Origin of the sequence: Phyllobacterium sp. 21LDTY02-6, assembly GCF_023554255.2 — a bacterium.
In the GTDB taxonomy this organism is placed as follows: Bacteria; Pseudomonadota; Alphaproteobacteria; order Rhizobiales; family Rhizobiaceae; genus Phyllobacterium.
In genome coordinates, this window is sequence record NZ_JAMJWD020000002.1 from 754,450 (window position 1) to 768,373 (window position 13,924).

Consider the following 13,924-nt stretch of genomic DNA (forward strand, 5'->3'; position numbering starts at 1 on the left):
ATGTTGATACGTGCCGAGGCAGAGATTTCCGTCGCTGGGCTTATGGCCGAGATCGGGCGCAGGGCACGGGCTGCCGCCGGGCCGCTCGCCATCGCTGCGGCGGAGACCAAGACGTCCGCACTTCTGGCGATGGCCGATGCCGTGACGCGGCGCATGCCGCAGATCCTCGAAGCGAACCTCATCGACATGGCCAATGGTCGCGCGGCCGGAATGACCGAGGCACTGCTGGATCGGCTGAAGCTTGACGAGGCAAGGGTCCTCTCCATCGCCGCGAGCATAAGGACGATTGCGGAGCTGGACGATCCCGTCGGCCAGATCATCGCCGAATGGGACCGCCCCAATGGACTGCATATCGAGCGCGTGCGGACGCCGCTTGGCGTCATCGGCGTGATCTATGAGAGCCGGCCCAACGTCACGGCGGATGCAGGCAGCCTCTGCCTGAAATCGGGCAATGCCGTCATCCTGCGCGGCGGCTCGGATTCGCGCCACAGCGCCGCCTCCATCCACGGCGCCTTGCTCGAAGGGCTCGCGGCAGCGGGCCTGCCGGAGGATGCGATTCAGCTCGTACCGACATCCGATCGCGCGGCCGTCGGCGAAATGCTGCAGGGGTTGGACGGAAACCTCGACGTCATCATTCCGCGCGGCGGCAAGAGCCTCGTGGCGCGCGTGCAGTCGGAGGCCCGCGTACCGGTCTTCGCTCATCTCGAAGGCCTGTGCCATGTCTATGTCGATGCTTCGGCCGATCTCGACATGGCGCGCCGGATCATCGTCAATGCCAAGATGCGCCGCACCGGCGTTTGCGGAGCAGCCGAGACCCTGTTGATCGACAAGCTCATCGCGCCGACGCATCTCGTTCCCTTGCTGCAGGACCTGGCGAAGGCGGGCTGCGAGATAAGGGGCGATGAGTCGGTCAAGCAGCTCTTCCCCGCTGCCCTGCCTGCATCCGAAAGCGACTGGTCCACGGAGTATCTGGACGCGATCATCTCGGTATGCACCGTCGATGGCATCGATGGCGCGATCGAACATATCGACAGATATTCGTCTCACCATACGGAGGCGGTGATTGCCGAGGATCCTGCCATCGTCGAGCGCTTCTTCAATGAGCTCGATTCGGCCATTCTCCTGCACAATGCTTCAACCCAGTTTGCCGATGGCGGCGAATTCGGCATGGGCGCGGAAATCGGCATTGCCACAGGCAAGATGCATGCGCGTGGCCCGGTCGGCGTCGAACAGCTGACCTCGTTCAAATACCGCGTTCGCGGCAGCGGCCAAATCCGCCCGTGAGTTTCAGGCGGGAGGAATATCCAGGCGTCAGCGCCCGGCATCTGCGCATGCCGCATGTGGAAAAAGGCATGGCGGTCGGCCTGTTTGGCGGGTCCTTCAATCCTCCCCATGCGGGCCATGCCCTTGTCGCCGAGATCGCATTGCGGCGGCTCAAGCTCGACCAGCTCTGGTGGATCGTAACGCCCGGAAATCCGTTGAAGGATACGCGCGAACTGGCGCCTCTCGGCGAACGGCTGACGCTTTGCGAGACGATGATTCACGACCCGCGGGTGAAAGTCACCGCTTTCGAGGCGGAGCACCAGATCCGCTACACCGCAGATACGCTTGCATTGATCAAGGCACGCAACCCCGGCGTGCATTTTGTCTGGATCATGGGTGCCGACAATCTGGCGAATTTCCACCATTGGCAGCGATGGCGGACGATCGTCTCGACGTTTCCCATCGCCGTCATCGACAGGCCTGGCTCGACGCTGGCGTTTCTTTCGTCACGCGTCGCCAAGACGTTCGATTTCGCCCGCATCGACGAGGACGATGCCCCCCTGCTGGCCCGTTCACGGGCGCCGGCCTGGACATTCATCCATGGTCCGCGGTCGCTCCTGTCCTCGACGGCGATCCGCAATGGACGCGGTAAATCGTGATCGCACTATTACCTGGGCCCGTCTTGAAACTGCCATGCGACTCTGCCTATCTTATAGTGACAGTCAGTAAGACTGTTCGCGTTGTTCTTAAGAGAAAGGAAATACACTGAGAACAGCAATTCAAAAGAGGGATGCCATTGCTCCTTCGACGGCGGAAGTCAGCGGAATCAATTCCGTAACTCTTGCCCTTCAGTCAGTTCTTGCCAGTCTCGACGACTCCAAGGCTGAAAACATCGTACCCATCGACCTTCGAGGCAAATCCGTGATCGCTGACCACATGGTCATCGCTTCAGGGCGTTCGCACAGGCATGTGACGGCGGTCGCCGATCAGTTGCTGCGATCCCTGAAGGAAAGCGGCCATGGCCACAATGCAAGGGTCGAGGGCCTGTCGAGCGGTGATTGGGTGCTGATCGACACCGGAGACATCATCATCCATATTTTCCGTCCGGAAGTTCGGGAGTTCTACAACATCGAAAAGATGTGGCAGGCGCCGGAATTGGACGGGGAGACCGTACACTAAGAGATCGCCGTCCTGCAGGACGGGCGATGGAACATTTGGCGGGAGGCCTGGAGCAGCCCGGCATGATGTTTGTGCCTTTGGCTGGGAGCCTGAATGCGTATCGGTATATTTGCCGTCGGCCGGATGAAATCCGGGCCCGAACGAGAGCTGGCCGATCGCTATTTCGACCGACTGAAAAAGACCTGCGGTCCGCTTGGCCTCGAATTTTCCGGCGTCTCCGAAATCGCCGAAAGCCGGGCACCACAAGCGCAATTGCGCAAGCGGGAAGAGGCGGAACGGCTGCTGGCCGTCCTCGAGCCCGGCGCCGTGCTCATCCTGCTCGATGAACGCGGCAAGACATGCACTTCCGAAAAGTTCGCCGACGATCTCGGCCGGTTCCGTGACGAGGGCAAGCGCCAGCTTGTCGTCGCTATCGGCGGTCCCGATGGCCATGATGCTTCGCTGCGCGACCGTGCGGACATCGTGCTGGCGCTCGGCGCAATGACCTGGCCGCATCAGATCGTTCGCATACTGGTGGCCGAGCAGCTTTACCGCGCAACCACGATTCTCTCCGGTCATCCATATCACCGGGCCTGAGCCCGTGACGCGCCCGGCTGGCGCAACAATGACGTCATTCATGGCGGGTTCAGGCGCTTCGGCCATAATCCGCCGCGGCGATCATTACCAAAATATAATGATCTCAAGGGTTTTTGCTGTGCGATGGATCACTATCTCACTGTTAGAATGGGCTCACTGTTAGAATGGGCCTCACTGATTGAACAGGCGTGTGAGCAAGTTTCGGAGTTGAACCGTCAATGGACAAGGCAACAGGATCAGCCAAGGAAGCCGTCCCCGGCCAGTCGAATGTGACCTTCATACCGGTCGCCGACAAACCGCGCGGCAAACGGCGCAGGCGAGGCAGATGGTTCTGGCTGCCGGTCGTACTGCTCGTGACCGTTGGCGGCGCCTATTACGGCTGGCAGCAATATGGTGCATCGGCAACGACCGCGGCAGTCGTCACGCAACCCGTAGTCAGGGGTGACATCGAAAATGCCGTCACCGCCGTAGGCACGCTCGACTCGATCAAATCCGTCGATGCCGGCGCGCAAGTATCGGGCCAGCTGAAAGTGCTGCATGTCGAAATCGGCGACAAGGTGACGCAAAACCAGCTCATCGCCGAGATCGATCCGGCGACGATCCTGAACCGTATCGAGATCGACCAGGCCGAACTCGCCAATCTTCAGGCACAGCTCGTCTCCAAGAATGCCCAGCTCGTTCTCAAGAAAGCCAATATCGAACGGCAGCGCTCGCTCGTCAGCACGAGATCGGCAGCGCAATCGACGCTGGACCAGGCAATCGCCGACCTTGCGGTCGCCGAAGCGGATGTGAACGCGCTCGAAGCGCAGATACGCAAGCAGCAGGCAACGCTGGCGGGCGATCAGGTCGATCTCGGCTATACCAAGATCTACGCGCCGATGACCGGCACCATTGCGGCCGTGCCGGTCAAGGAGGGGCAGACCCTCAATGCGGTGCAGACGGCGCCGACCATCGTCACCATTGCCGATCTTTCGACCATGACCGTGAAGGCGCAGGTTTCGGAGGCCGATGTGGGCAAGCTGAAGCCAGGCATGGACGCCTATTTCACCCTGCTCGGCCAACCCGGCAAGCGCTATGCCGGCAAGCTGCGGCAGATCCAGCCGACGCCGGACATCCAGAACAATGTCGTGCTCTACTACGCGCTGTTCGACGTGCCCAATCCCGATGGCGAGCTGATGATATCGATGAGTGCGCAGGTATTCTTCGTCGAATCCGCCGCCCGGGACGTGCTTCTTGTGCCGGCTTCCGCCGTTCGCCCTGTCAAGGCGGCAGACGGGACGGGCGCCAGGACCTTTGAGGTCACTGTCGTCGACGGCGCGGGCCAGAGCGCAGCGCGCCAGGTGGAGACTGGCATCCGCAACAGGGTAAGCGTCGAGATCGTCAGCGGGCTGCAGGAAGGCGAAAAGGTCGTCGCAGCACCCGCCGGCAATCCGCAGGCCAATGGCGATGGCGGCGGAAGGCGAACACGCATGCCGAGGATGTTCTAGTGCAGGCCGGGTACAGAAAGGGTTTGCGGCAATGGCATCGCCGGTAGTCTCGCTGAAGGATATCACCAAGACCTATCACAATGGCGATATCGCCGTTGAGGTTCTGCATGGGATTTCGCTCGATATAGAGGCTGGAGAATTCGTCGCCATCATCGGCCAGTCCGGGTCGGGCAAATCCACCCTGATGAACATACTCGGCTGTCTCGACCAGCCCACCAGCGGCGATTATCTGCTGGATGGCGAGCATGTATCGGGGTTTACCGCCGACGCGCTTGCTGCGCTGCGCCGGCGCACCTTCGGCTTCGTGTTCCAGAACTACAATCTCATCCCGACTGCCAGCGCGCAGGAGAATGTCGAGGTTCCGGCGGTCTATGCGGGGTTGTCGCTGCGGGATCGGCAGGAACGGGCGGAAACCTTGCTGACCTCGCTCAAGCTCGGCGACCGGCTGGACCATCGTCCCAATCAATTGTCCGGCGGGCAGCAGCAGCGCGTGTCGATTGCCCGGGCGCTGATGAATGGCGGCCGCATCATCCTGGCGGACGAGCCGACGGGAGCCCTCGACAGCCAGAGCGGCGAAGACGTGATGGCGCTGCTGCGCAAGATGAACGAGGACGGCCATACGATCATCGTCATCACCCACTCACGCGAGATCGCCGAGCAGGCCGACCGCCTTATCGAATTGCGCGACGGCCGCATCATCTCGGACCGCACCAAGAAGGGGCGGAGCAACCCCGAGGCGGCGGGCGTGCTGGCGCGGCAGATGGGCGAGGGCGCCGCAGCGCTCGCCGATGTTTCCGAAGCCGTGAAGATGGCGGTAAGGGCGCTGCGCGCCAATCTCTTCCGGACGATCCTGACGCTGCTCGGCATCGTCATTGGCGTCGGCTCGGTCGTCGCCATGCTGGCAATAGGCACGGGCGCGCAGAATTCGGTGCTCGACCGCATATCTTCGATGGGTTCGAACCTGCTTATCGTGCGGCCGAACATGGCGAATTTCCGCGGCGGGGAGGGCGGCAGCATCGTTTCGCTCGTACCTGCCGATGCCGACGCCATCCTTGAAGTACCCAATGTGGCGTTCGCGGTGCCGGAGATGACGAGCACGGTGACCGTGCGCTACGGCAATATCGACTACCAGACCACCGTCAACGGCACCGTTCCGCAGTTCACCGAAGCCAAGTCGTGGAAGGTCGGCGCGGGAGAATTCATCAATCCGCGCGACATGAGCACCTATGCGCCGGTCGCCGTTCTGGGGCAGACCGTGGCGAAGAAGCTGTTTGCCGATGGCGAGAGCCCGCTCGGCAAATATGTGCTCGTCAGCAAGATACCGTTCCAGATCATCGGCGTGATGAGCGAGATGGGCGCAGGTCCCGGAGGCAACGACCAGGACGACACGGTGCTCATTCCATTGACGACCGGGAGCAACCGGCTCTTCGGCCAGCGAAACGTGCGAACGATCACCGTTCAGGTGGAGGACGGTTCGGCTATCGACGCTACGCAGACGGCGATCCAGGGCCTGCTCGACCAGCGTCACAAGCGCGAGGACACGCAGATCGTCAACATGGCGTCGATCCGGGAAGCCGTCACCGAGACGTCGAATACCCTGAAGCTCTTTCTGGCGGCGGTGGCGGCGATATCGCTGCTGGTCGGCGGTATCGGCGTGATGAACATCATGCTGGTCAGCGTCAGCGAACGAACGCGCGAAATCGGCGTGCGCATGGCCACGGGCGCACGCCAGCGCGATATCCTGCTGCAGTTTCTTATCGAAGCACTGGTGGTTTCCGCCGTCGGCGGCGCAATCGGCGTGGTGGCAGGCCTCGGGACGGGCGTTCTCGCCAAGGCGCTTGGCGCTCCGATCAGCTTCACGCTCGGACCGGTCGTGCTTGCCTTCGCCTGCTCGTTCCTGACGGGCCTCGTCTTCGGCTATCTGCCGGCAAGAAACGCTTCCCGTCTCCAGCCGGCAGTCGCCCTCAGCTCGGAATGATCAATAATCGTCGTCGTAGCGATCATCGTCGCGACGGCGGCGCCGATTGTCGTCCCAGTTGCCCTCATGCCTGTCGCGGTCGCGCCAGCGCGGGCGATCACGGTCGCGGTCCCGCCGAGAATCGCTGAACACGGCCGCGCAGCCGCGATCGACCCAGATGCGGCCCCGCTGGAAGCCCCAGGTTTCGCCGGCAATGCAGGGCGTCTTGGAAATCTGGCGCGCCACGCGAGGGCGCCGAATATCGGTGCGGCATTCCCTGTAGTCGAACTTGCGGGATTCGCACTTCACATCGTCCGCCTGTGCCGGAAGTGTCATGAACGTCGCTCCGGCAAGCGCAACGCTCAGCGCTAATATTGCTCGATACATTTAACCCTCTCCAACGCGATTCGAACGCTTCGACAATGCACCAAGAGGCGCGGCCAACGTCAATCTGCATTCGTTGAGCGACCATCACAAATCAACGCCAGGTTGATATACGCCGTGTTTATGCAAACCTGCCGGCTTCGTTGCCGACGAGATCGGATATGAAGCTCGATACCGAGATGATCCGGCGCAGCGTGCGGACCGATTCGTGATAGGAGAGCCAATAGGACCGGTCGATCCGGCGCTCCGGCAGCACCGGGACGAGCTCGGAATATTCCCGTGCGATGAAATTGTGCAGGATTCCGATCCCGGCACCCGACCGCACCGCCTCGACCTGGCCGAGCGCGCTCGAAACCTGGAAGGAGGCACGCCAGTCGCGGCTGATCTCTGGCGCGTAGTTCAAGGACGGGCTGATGATGAGATCGTCGACATAGCCGACGAGCCTGTGCCGGTCGAGTTCCTCCACGGCGCGTGGCGGCGGGTTCTGCTCCAGGTACGCCCTGCTCGCATAAAGGCACAGGCTGTAATCGACGAGCTTGCGGGCCACCAGCCGCCCCTGGTCCGGACGATCGACGGTGATGGCTATGTCGGCTTCGCGCCGCGAAAGCGAAAAGGAGCGCGGCACGGGCACGAGCTGGACCTTGAGATCGGGATATCTTGCGGTGAAGGCGCCGAGGCGCGGTGCAAGGAATGCGACGCCGAAACCGTCCGGCGCGCCTATTCTCACCGATCCGGCGATGGCGACGTCGGCATCGCCGAGGGAGGAACGGATGCCAAGCATCTCCGCTTCCATGCGCTCGGCCGATAGCAGGAACTCCTCACCCGCCTGTGTGAGTTCGCAGCCATTGGTCCTGCGGGTAAGAAGCTTGGTGTTGAGATCGGCCTCGAGCGCGGTCAGCCTTCGGGCAACGGTGGCGTGGTTGACGCCGAGCCGCCTGGCGGCGCCGAGAATCTGGCCCGCTCGCGCCACGGCCAGGAATATGCGTACATCGTCCCAGTTCATCAGCCTTCTTACATCGATTTTTGCACAACGGCTACGCTTTTGCGGCTCTTGCCATATGTATTTTCAAGCGCAATGATGGTGCAACTCGATTTTTCTCAGGGAGGTTGCTCGCAATGCGCGAAGTCGGACATTTCATTGGTGGCAAGCATGTCGCCGGCACCAGCGGCCGCACGGCCGAAATCTTTCAGCCAATGGACGGAACCGTCCAGGGGCGTGTTGCCCTCGCCGGCAAGGACGAGGTGCGCGCGGCGGTCGAGAATGCCAGGGCGGCACAGCCCGGCTGGGCGGCGACGAACCCGCAGCGCCGCATCCGCGTGATGCGCAAGTTCCTCGAACTGGTGGAAGCGGAATATGACTCGCTGGCGGAGCTTCTGGCGCGCGAGCACGGCAAGACGATTCCGGACGCCAAGGGCGACATCCAGCGCGGGCTTGAGGTCGTCGAGGTCTGTCTCGGCGCCGCCCATATGCTGAAGGGCGAATATTCCGACAATGCGGGCACGGGCATCGACGTCTATTCCATGCGCCAGCCGCTCGGCGTCGTCGCCGGCATCACGCCGTTCAACTTTCCGGCCATGATCCCGCTGTGGAAGGCCGGTCCGGCGATCGTTTCGGGCAACGCCTTCATCCTGAAGCCTTCGGAACGGGATCCGGGCGTGCCGATGCGTCTTGCCGAACTCTTCATCGAAGCGGGTCTGCCGGCGGGCATCTTCAACGTCGTCAATGGCGACAAGGAAGCCGTGGACACGCTGCTGGACGATCCCGACATCAAGGCCGTCGGCTTCGTCGGGTCGACGCCTATCGCACAATATATCTATTCGCGCGCAACGGCGAACGGCAAGCGCGCGCAATGTTTCGGTGGCGCCAAGAACCACATGATCATCATGCCGGACGCCGACATGGACCAGACGGTGGATGCCCTGATCGGTGCCGGTTATGGTTCGGCCGGCGAAAGATGCATGGCCATTTCGGTGGCCGTTCCCGTCGGCAAGGAGACGGCGGACCGGCTGGTGGAGCGGCTCATCCCACGGGTCGAGAGCCTCAAGGTCGGTCCTTCGACCGACACGTCTGCCGACTACGGTCCCGTGGTGACCAAGCAGGCGCTCGAGCGTATCCGCGATTATGTCGATCTCGGCGTGCAGGAAGGCGCGAAACTGGTCGTCGATGGCCGCGGCTTCAAGATGCAGGGCTACGAAAACGGCTACTATATGGGCGGTTGCCTGTTCGACCATGTGACGCCGGACATGCGCATCTACAAGGAAGAGATTTTCGGGCCGGTCCTCGGCATTGTCCGGGCCGACACCTATGAGGATGCGATACGCCTCCCCAACGAGCATGAATTCGGCAATGGCGTTGCCATCTTCACCCGCGATGGCGATGCGGCGCGTGATTTTGCCTCGCGGGTCCAGGTCGGCATGGTCGGCGTCAATGTGCCGATCCCGGTGCCGATCGCCTATTACACGTTCGGCGGTTGGAAGGCTTCCGGCTTCGGCGATCTGAACCAGCACGGCCCTGACGCATTCCGCTTCTATACCAAGACCAAGACGGTCACTTCCCGCTGGCCGTCGGGCGTCAAGGACGGCGCGGAATTCGTCATTCCGACCATGAAATAGGGCCGACCATGAAATAAGGAATGGCAACCGCCGCGCCCCAGGTGCGGCGGTTTCCGCTTGCCTTCAGGGTGCCAAAGCTCGCAAATGTTCGATCAGGCGCGACACCGCAGCCACCGCACCATCGACGTCCCGCCGGATGACCGCATCGATCAATGCCCTGTGCGCATCGACCGAATGCTGCAGGCTACCCGGACGCTGAAGGCGGAACCAGAAGCGCCGGCTATGGGTCTGCAGCGGTGCCGCAAGCCGTGCAGCGAAGACGTTTCCGGCGGCCTGTCCGAGAGCGATGTCGAGCGTCTTGTCCGCCACGAGGAAGCCGCCGACGTCATTCGTGGCAACGGCGGCCGCCATGGCAGCGGCGGATTGCTTGAGCCTGTTGAAATGAAGTTCGGCGCCGAACTGGGCCGCGCCTCGAGCCAGCACCTTCTCCGCGCCCTCGCGCGCATCGAGCACCTTGCCGAAATCCTGCGGGTTGAGCGCTGCGATGGCTATGCCGGAGCGTGGCCGCACTTCCATCAGCCCCTCCCATGCAAGCTTCTGGACCGCCTCCCGCACCGGCGTGCGGCCCATTTCGGTGATATCGATGAGCGCGCGCTCGTTGACGACGGCTCCGGGCTCGAGCTGCAAGGTAACGATCAGTTCCTCGATCTGCCGATAGGCGAGTTCCGCCTGGCTCTCTCCCGTCTGAACCGTGGTTTCACCAATATTCTGCAGCATTGATCCAATCCCCCGTGGATTGACACTAACATCAGTATAGATATATTTCTGATATATCAACAGCGGCCCGGTTACCATGGTCAGGCACGAACAAAAATGCAAACCCAATACGCCGCCCATGATATGCCTCATCATGCGGAAATGGAACGGCGCTTTCCCGTGCTTGATGTCGTGGTAAATCTCGTGCAAAAGACAGGCGCTGCTAGGCGTTGTGCATCCGGTGCAACGGCTGGTGCTGCGGATCGAAGCGCAGCGAGCGGCAGCCGGAACCCGTTTTGCGCCCCGACGCTGGTCGCAACTATTTCCATGGGATGTCTCCGCCTTGGACAGTGAGATCCTCATCATTGGTGCCGGCATTGTCGGCATTGCCGCGGCCGCCCGTCTTGCCGAGGAAGGCCACCGCGTGCTTGTCGTCGACGAGCAGGGCATCTGCGAGGGCACGAGTTCGGGCAATGCCGGGGCGTTGGCCTTCTCCGATATCCTGCCGATGGCTTCCAAAGGCATTCTTGCGAAAGTTCCGGGATGGCTCGTGGACCCGCTCGGGCCCTTCACCATAAGGCCGTCCTACATGCCGCAGCTGGCGCCATGGCTCTACCGCTTCTGGCGGGCGAGCCGTCCGGCAATGCTGGCGGCAACGGCGCGGACGCAAGGGGAAATGATGCGCCTCGCGGAGCCGGAATTCCTCGAACTGGCCGAGCGCGCCGGTATTGCCGGCATGATAAGACATGACGGATCGCTGGAGCTTTACGAAAGCGAAAGGGAATGGAACGCTTCCCTTCCGGGCTGGGACGTCCGCCGCGAGGCCGGGATAGGTTTCCGGCATCTGCGTGGCAATGCGCTGGAAGAATGCCAGCCCGGGCTCGACAGGCGTTTCATCATTGGTACCTTCGTCCCCGGCTGGAAGACCGTCAGCGACCCGAAGCAGATCGGCAAGGGCCTGTGGGACCATGCGCAGCGTCTCGGCGCGGTATTTCGCCAGGCGCGGGCCATGTCGGTGGAGCACGCGCCAGCGGGGGCACAGGCGACGATGGCGGATGGCAGCATCCTGCGCGCAGGCAAGATCGTCGTCGCGGCAGGGGCCTGGTCGCACCGTCTCGCAAAGGGGCTTGGCGATATCATACCGCTCGAAACGGAGCGGGGTTACAATACGACGCTTCCCGCCGGTGCCTTCGACCTGCGCAGGCAGTTGATCTTTTCCGGCCATGGCTTTGTCGTTACCCCGCTGGAAACCGGCATTCGCGTCGGCGGAGCGGTCGAGCTTGGCGGATTGGCGCTTCCCCCGAATTACGCCCGTGCGGCCGCGATGCTGTCCAAGGCGCAGAAATTCCTGCCCGGCCTCAAATCCGAGGGCGGGCGCCAATGGATGGGCTACAGGCCGTCCTTGCCGGATTCGCTGCCGGTCATCGGCCGCTCCCGCAATTCGCCGCACGTGCTCTATGCCTTCGGGCATGGGCATCTCGGGCTGACGCAATCGGCCGCGACGGCGCGGCTCGTCGGCGATCTTGTTGCCGGCAGGCAGCCGGCGATCGCACTCGATCCATTCAATCCGCAAAGGTTCTGAGGTTCCCATGGCACGACATTCCTTCTTCTGCGTAGACGGCCATACCTGCGGCAATCCCGTCCGGCTCGTCGCCGGCGGCGGGCCCAATCTCCAGGGCGCGACAATGATGGAAAAGCGGGCGCACTTCCTCAGGGAGTTCGACTGGATACGCACGGGCCTGATGTTCGAGCCGCGCGGCCACGACATGATGTCCGGCTCCATCCTCTATCCGCCGACGCGCGATGATTGCGACGTCGCGATATTGTTCATCGAGACTTCCGGCTGCCTGCCGATGTGCGGTCATGGAACGATCGGCACCGTGACCATGGCCATCGAGCACGGTCTGGTCCAGCCCAAGACGCCAGGTGTCCTGCGGCTCGATACGCCGGCAGGGCTCGTCGTCGCCGAATACGAGCAAGAGGGCCAATACGTAACCCGCGTCCGCCTGACCAATGTGCCGGCTTTTCTCTATGCCGAAGGGCTCGAAGTCGAGTGCCCGGACCTCGGGCGGCTGGTCGTCGATGTGGCCTATGGCGGCAATTTCTATGCCATCATAGAACCGCAGGAGAATTACCGCGACATGGCGGATTACAGGGCGATCGACCTGATCGGCTGGAGCCCGGTTCTGCGCGAGCGGCTCAATGCGGCCTACAAATTCCAGCATCCGGAAAAGGCCGATATCAACGCCCTCAGCCACATCCTGTGGACCGGCGCGCCGACCAATCCCCAGGCGCATGCGCGCAATGCGGTGTTCTACGGAGACAAGGCCATCGACCGCTCGCCATGCGGCACGGGCACGTCGGCCCGGATGGCGCAACTGGCCGCGAAGGGGAAACTCGCGGTTGGCCAGGAGTTCGTCCATGAATCGATCATCGGTTCGCTGTTCCACGGCCGGGTGGAGGGCGAGGCCAGCGTGGGCGAAAAAGGCGCCATCATCCCCTCGATTGCAGGCTGGGCGTGCATGACCGGCTACAACACAATCTTTATTGACGACAGGGATCCTTTTGCCCACGGTTTTGTGGTCAAATGACCGAATGTTGGCCGGTGTCTGAAATTAAGGCAGTGCTGGTGAATTAATCTCATATCCGTCCATTCATAGGGCAAAAAACTATAAGGCATGTCAAATTTGGTGAAAAAATTCTTCAAATGTGTGCAAGCAAATAAATGTGTGCCGAATGGGGCAAAAAATGAGTTGCTTTCTTTAGCGCAAAGGGTAGGTGTATCGCGTGGGGCAAAAGACAAATCGGATAAGAAAATCCGAATAAGAATTTCCCAATAAAACGAGGGGTATCGTTGCAATGGAGTATTTCATCCAGCAATCGATCAATGGGTTGACGCTTGGTTCCATCTACGGCCTGATCGCCATTGGTTACACGATGGTTTACGGCATTATCGGCATGATCAACTTCGCGCATGGCGACGTTTTCATGCTGGGCGCCTTCATGGCCATGATCGTTTTTCTTGCTCTTGTCACATTCCTCGGCGGTGTGCCGGTCGTCATAGCGCTGCTGCTGATGATGATCGTGGCAATGCTGCTGACGGGCCTGTGGAGCTGGACCATCGAGCGGCTGGCCTACAGGCCGTTGCGCGGATCGTTCCGGCTGGCGCCGCTCATCACTGCCATCGGCATGTCGATCGCGCTTTCGAACTTCGTCCAGGTCACGCAGGGCCCGCGCAACAAGCCGATCCCCCCGCTGGTCAATGGCGGCATCATCATTCCCGGCACCAGCATCAGCATCGCCTACAAGCAGATGGTGATCATCATCGTCACGGCAGTGCTGCTGGCGGCCTTCTGGTACCTGGTCAACAAGACCACGCTCGGACGCGCGCAGCGCTCCTGCGAGCAGGACCGCAAGATGGCGGCATTGCTCGGTGTCGACGTCGACAAGACAATCTCCATGACCTTTGTCATGGGCGCCATGCTCGCCGCCGTCGCCGGTACGCTTTACCTGATGTTCTACGGCGTCATCTCGTTCACGGACGGCTTCACGCCCGGTGTCAAGGCGTTCACGGCGGCTGTTCTGGGCGGTATCGGCTCCCTGCCCGGCGCGGTCATAGGCGGATTGCTGATCGGCCTGATCGAGGCGCTGTGGTCGGCATATTTCTCGATCGACTACAAGGACGTTGCAGCCTTCTCCATTCTCGCGATCGTGCTCATCTTCCTGCCGTCCGGCATTCTTGGCCGGCCTGAAGTCGAAAAGGTTTAAG

13 protein-coding genes are annotated in these 13,924 nt (G+C 61.8%); 10 read left to right on the forward strand and 3 right to left on the reverse strand.

Annotated elements, in window-relative coordinates:
• The 6 genes from M8997_RS09990 to M8997_RS10015 all read left to right on the forward strand — a co-directional run bounded on the left by M8997_RS09990 (nucleotide 1) and on the right by M8997_RS10015 (nucleotide 6,483).
• Nucleotides 1–1,284 (forward strand): glutamate-5-semialdehyde dehydrogenase, encoded by a 1,284-nt coding sequence (locus tag M8997_RS09990; RefSeq protein ID WP_250017052.1) that lies wholly within the window; start codon nucleotides 1–3, stop codon nucleotides 1,282–1,284.
• A 47-nt stretch (nucleotides 1,285–1,331) separates the two neighbouring features.
• Nucleotides 1,332–1,922: a nicotinate-nucleotide adenylyltransferase gene (locus M8997_RS09995; RefSeq protein WP_250017208.1), complete on the forward strand. Its 591-nt coding sequence runs from the start codon at nucleotides 1,332–1,334 to the stop codon at nucleotides 1,920–1,922.
• 136 nt (nucleotides 1,923–2,058) lie between these two features.
• A complete protein-coding gene (gene rsfS / locus M8997_RS10000) occupies nucleotides 2,059–2,442 on the forward strand; it encodes a ribosome silencing factor (RefSeq protein WP_250017209.1) in 384 nt (127 codons plus the stop codon).
• A 93-nt stretch (nucleotides 2,443–2,535) separates the two neighbouring features.
• Nucleotides 2,536–3,018 carry a 23S rRNA (pseudouridine(1915)-N(3))-methyltransferase RlmH gene (gene rlmH, locus M8997_RS10005; RefSeq protein ID WP_250017054.1) on the forward strand — a complete coding sequence of 161 codons (483 nt, stop codon included), beginning with the start codon at nucleotides 2,536–2,538 and terminating at the stop codon, nucleotides 3,016–3,018.
• 218 nt (nucleotides 3,019–3,236) lie between these two features.
• On the forward strand, nucleotides 3,237–4,505 hold the full coding sequence (locus tag M8997_RS10010) for an efflux RND transporter periplasmic adaptor subunit (protein WP_250017056.1): 1,269 nt from the start codon (nucleotides 3,237–3,239) through the stop codon (nucleotides 4,503–4,505).
• 31 nt (nucleotides 4,506–4,536) lie between these two features.
• Nucleotides 4,537–6,483, forward strand: coding sequence for a MacB family efflux pump subunit (locus M8997_RS10015; RefSeq protein ID WP_250017058.1), 1,947 nt, complete (start codon nucleotides 4,537–4,539; stop codon nucleotides 6,481–6,483).
• On the opposite strand, the gene M8997_RS10020 is transcribed toward M8997_RS10015, so the two are convergent.
• Both M8997_RS10020 and M8997_RS10025 read right to left on the reverse strand, forming a co-directional pair.
• Nucleotides 6,484–6,798: a DUF3011 domain-containing protein gene (locus tag M8997_RS10020; RefSeq protein ID WP_250017060.1), complete on the reverse strand. Its 315-nt coding sequence runs from the start codon at nucleotides 6,796–6,798 to the stop codon at nucleotides 6,484–6,486.
• Between the two features lie 169 nt (nucleotides 6,799–6,967).
• The gene (locus M8997_RS10025; protein WP_250017063.1) at nucleotides 6,968–7,849 is read right to left on the reverse strand and encodes a LysR family transcriptional regulator; all 882 of its coding nucleotides are present in this window, start codon (nucleotides 7,847–7,849) and stop codon (nucleotides 6,968–6,970) included.
• Between the two features lie 113 nt (nucleotides 7,850–7,962).
• Here M8997_RS10025 and M8997_RS10030 point away from each other — a divergent pair, with 113 nt between their 5' ends.
• A complete protein-coding gene (locus M8997_RS10030) occupies nucleotides 7,963–9,459 on the forward strand; it encodes a CoA-acylating methylmalonate-semialdehyde dehydrogenase (RefSeq protein WP_250017065.1) in 1,497 nt (498 codons plus the stop codon).
• Nucleotides 9,460–9,522: 63 nt separating this feature from the next.
• Here M8997_RS10030 and M8997_RS10035 read toward each other — a convergent pair whose 3' ends face one another.
• Nucleotides 9,523–10,176, reverse strand: a complete 654-nt coding sequence (locus M8997_RS10035) for a GntR family transcriptional regulator (protein WP_250017067.1) — start codon at nucleotides 10,174–10,176, stop codon at nucleotides 9,523–9,525.
• A 322-nt stretch (nucleotides 10,177–10,498) separates the two neighbouring features.
• Here M8997_RS10035 and M8997_RS10040 point away from each other — a divergent pair, with 322 nt between their 5' ends.
• From M8997_RS10040 to M8997_RS10050, 3 genes are all read left to right on the forward strand, one after another.
• Entirely contained in the window at nucleotides 10,499–11,737 is a 1,239-nt protein-coding gene (locus tag M8997_RS10040; protein ID WP_250017070.1) for an FAD-binding oxidoreductase, read from the forward strand.
• 7 nt (nucleotides 11,738–11,744) lie between these two features.
• Complete coding sequence (locus M8997_RS10045; RefSeq protein WP_250017072.1) at nucleotides 11,745–12,746, forward strand: 4-hydroxyproline epimerase; 1,002 nt, start codon at nucleotides 11,745–11,747, stop codon at nucleotides 12,744–12,746.
• A 268-nt stretch (nucleotides 12,747–13,014) separates the two neighbouring features.
• Nucleotides 13,015–13,923 (forward strand): branched-chain amino acid ABC transporter permease, encoded by a 909-nt coding sequence (locus M8997_RS10050; protein WP_250017074.1) that lies wholly within the window; start codon nucleotides 13,015–13,017, stop codon nucleotides 13,921–13,923.
• Nucleotide 13,924: the final 1 nt, after the last annotated feature.

Coding starts and splice junctions, on each gene's coding strand:
- M8997_RS09990 (WP_250017052.1), top strand. CDS start 1: ATGTTGATACGTGCCGAGGCAGAGATTTCCGTCGCTGGGCTTATGGCC.
- M8997_RS09995 (WP_250017208.1), top strand. CDS start 1,332: ATGCCGCATGTGGAAAAAGGCATGGCGGTCGGCCTGTTTGGCGGGTCC.
- rlmH (WP_250017054.1), top strand. CDS start 2,536: ATGCGTATCGGTATATTTGCCGTCGGCCGGATGAAATCCGGGCCCGAA.
- M8997_RS10010 (WP_250017056.1), top strand. CDS start 3,237: ATGGACAAGGCAACAGGATCAGCCAAGGAAGCCGTCCCCGGCCAGTCG.
- M8997_RS10015 (WP_250017058.1), top strand. CDS start 4,537: ATGGCATCGCCGGTAGTCTCGCTGAAGGATATCACCAAGACCTATCAC.
- M8997_RS10020 (WP_250017060.1), bottom strand. CDS start 6,798: ATGACACTTCCGGCACAGGCGGACGATGTGAAGTGCGAATCCCGCAAG.
- M8997_RS10025 (WP_250017063.1), bottom strand. CDS start 7,849: ATGAACTGGGACGATGTACGCATATTCCTGGCCGTGGCGCGAGCGGGC.
- M8997_RS10030 (WP_250017065.1), top strand. CDS start 7,963: ATGCGCGAAGTCGGACATTTCATTGGTGGCAAGCATGTCGCCGGCACC.
- M8997_RS10035 (WP_250017067.1), bottom strand. CDS start 10,176: ATGCTGCAGAATATTGGTGAAACCACGGTTCAGACGGGAGAGAGCCAG.
- M8997_RS10045 (WP_250017072.1), top strand. CDS start 11,745: ATGGCACGACATTCCTTCTTCTGCGTAGACGGCCATACCTGCGGCAAT.
- M8997_RS10050 (WP_250017074.1), top strand. CDS start 13,015: ATGGAGTATTTCATCCAGCAATCGATCAATGGGTTGACGCTTGGTTCC.